4 protein-coding genes are annotated in these 2,478 nt (G+C 32.9%); 2 read left to right on the forward strand and 2 right to left on the reverse strand.

Translation table 11 applies throughout. The features are described 5' to 3' along the window. Positions 1-1,121 (reverse strand): PepSY-associated TM helix domain-containing protein (locus tag IPZ78_RS17095; protein ID WP_225555191.1); only part of this gene is annotated, 1,121 nt, incomplete at its 3' end. A gap of 72 nt (positions 1,122-1,193) precedes the next feature. Between IPZ78_RS17095 and IPZ78_RS17100 the strand changes: the two genes are divergently transcribed. Together IPZ78_RS17100 and IPZ78_RS17105 are read left to right on the forward strand one after the other, a co-directional pair. Then, on the forward strand, positions 1,194-1,460 hold the full coding sequence (locus IPZ78_RS17100) for a transposase (protein ID WP_225555192.1): 267 nt from the start codon (positions 1,194-1,196) through the stop codon (positions 1,458-1,460). Positions 1,461-1,510: 50 nt separating this feature from the next. Next, positions 1,511-2,278 carry an IS3 family transposase gene (locus IPZ78_RS17105; protein ID WP_317197587.1) on the forward strand — a complete coding sequence of 256 codons (768 nt, stop codon included), beginning with the start codon at positions 1,511-1,513 and terminating at the stop codon, positions 2,276-2,278. Between the two features lie 19 nt (positions 2,279-2,297). Here the strand turns inward: IPZ78_RS17105 and IPZ78_RS17110 are convergent. After that, positions 2,298-2,478 (reverse strand): hypothetical protein (locus IPZ78_RS17110; protein WP_225555193.1); only part of this gene is annotated, 181 nt, incomplete at its 5' end.

Here is a 2,478-nt window from a genome sequence, read left to right on the forward strand (position 1 = left end):
TAATACACCTCGGAATTTAATTTATAAGTTTTGATTTTCAACAAAGCAATAAAACTAATTATTCCCAAAAGTAACCAAAGAAAATCAACAACAAATAGATCTATTTTTCCGTTAATAAAATTATTGAAAAACCAGCTTCCTGTAATTATACCATTTACAATTGGCACTAACAATGCGGTTATACCCCCCATAAATAATGTTTCTCGATTTGTTCTATTTAAGTTTTTACGAAATATAAAGTAAACTGTAAAAAGTAGCCAAGTGCAGAAGTAAACCTTATAAATAAAATCCTGCGAAACTGTTGAACTTAATTTTATAGCAATAAAAGTAATTGCAGTTACAGGAAGCATGCTTAAACATACCGCTAAAAACACATTCGCTGTCCAGAAATTGAATTTCCTTTTTCTGGGAATGACATTATTTTTATCTCTGGCCACCAACCATATTAAAATACCAGAAATAATTACTAGGCAGCCCATAAGTCCTAAAACGAAGTAAATAGCCTTAACAGGATATCCACCAAAATCAGCCAAATGTAAACGATATAATAAACTTTGTATTCTATTGATATAAGTTACATCGTTGTACATTGATTTCTCTTCGAGCACTTGACCATCAAGAACCTTAATCGCTAATAAACCAGAGCCAGCGAATCTTTTATTGTAATGCGGTTCAACCTCAATAATGGCATGCATATTTTCATCACCATAATTCTTCAATGTCAGCCTTTTGAATTCACTATCTGGCCATTTCTCTTTTGCTAATACCAGGTACTTGTCGAAAGAAAATTCCATATTTAGATCATTATAGCTATAATCTAGAGGGTAAGAATGCGTTGTTTCTAAATCTTCATACAAGAGATCCTTTTTACCATCGTATAAATTATTTGCAAAAGGAGTTATTAAAACTGTATTAATAATTAATACAATTCCAGTAACTGCAAACATAAATTGATAAGGAAAGCCAATAACACCTAAAGCAGTATGCATATCTGTCCAAACTGTTTTCCATTTATTAAAGGGACGAAAGGTAAAGAAGTTTGAAGCTATTTTATCCCAATGTAAAAGTAGACCTGTGATTAAAGCAAATAAAAACAGAAAAGCTGTTATACCTGCAATCAAATATCCGAATGGTGGGTAGACTTCCCTGTTTTTCAGACCAATTAAAAATGTTAAATTAGTTTGTTAAGCATTATGAAGAAGAGCAAATTTTCAGAGCATCAAATCGTCAATATTCTAAAAGAATATGAATCCGGTAAGTCTACAAAAGATATCTGTAGAGAATATGGTATTTCCGCACCAACATTTTATCAATGGAAGCAAAAGTACGGTGGTATGGATGCCCAACACTTGAAAGAATTAAAAGCACTACAAGAAGAAAATAGTCGTTTGAAGCGGATGTTTGCAGATTTGAGCTTGGATCACCGTATTTTAAAAGATATAATCGAAAAAAAGCTCTAAAGCTCTGTGAACGTAAAGAGCTGGCAGATGGTGTTATTGAAGCAGAAGGGATCAGTATTCATAGAGCCTGTAAAATTGTTTGTATGAGTCGCAGTATGTATTACTATGCTCATAAAAAAGATGATCAAGTCGTTATTGATAAACTGATGGATCTCTCCTCGAGATATCCTACACGAGGATTTGAGACTTATTTTGGTAAAATTCGAATGGAAGGTTTTCTCTGGAATCGTAAAAGAGTTCTTCGGGTATATCGTAATATTAATTTAAAGCTTAGAGTTAAGCGTAAACGACGCCTTCCAGCAAGAATTAAAGAGCGATTATCTGTTCCAGTAGTGGTTAATGATACATGGTCGATTGACTTTATGAGCGATTCTTTAGCTAATGGAAGAAGGTTTCGGGTGATCAATATTATTGATGATTTTAATCGAGAAGCCTTACTAAACGAAGCTTATTATTCTATTCCTGCAACTAGGTTGGTGCAAAAAATAAAAGAAGTATTGCTTCATCGAGGTAAACCAAAACGTATACGAACAGACAATGGTCCAGAATTTATTTCTAAAATTTTCAAAGATTTTTGTGAGGAACAAGAAATTGAAATACAATATATACAAGCAGGCAAACCAGCTCAAAATGCATATATTGAACGTTTCAATCGTACATTTAGAGAGGACGTTTTGGATGCGTATTTATTTGAATCTATAAATCAAGTTAACGCATTAGCTTATGAGTGGCAAATTGATTACAACAGCAATCATCCACATAAAGCACTAAATGGGGTAAGTCCATGGTTATTCGCTAATGAAGCATTGGTTTCTTAAAGCGTATTTTTATATTTATTCACTGTTTGAAAAAGGGTAAGGCTACAGGTGCAATTCCAATTCGTATTGGAATTTCATTTAATTGAGCAAGAAAATGTAAGCGGTAAAGAAATTCCCCCATATCATAGTTACTGGCATAGTCTCCTGATTTATTATACATAAAGTCATGATAAATGTATTTTCCATCGCCTTGTACAGCT

It is taken from the genome of Sphingobacterium bovistauri (genome assembly GCF_020295405.1).
Classification (GTDB): Bacteria; Bacteroidota; Bacteroidia; order Sphingobacteriales; family Sphingobacteriaceae; genus Sphingobacterium; species Sphingobacterium bovistauri.

What these genes read in the sequence shown, in the direction of transcription:
- IPZ78_RS17100 (WP_225555192.1), top strand. Translation starts at nt 1,194, where the DNA reads ATGAAGAAGAGCAAATTTTCAGAGCATCAAATCGTCAATATTCTAAAA.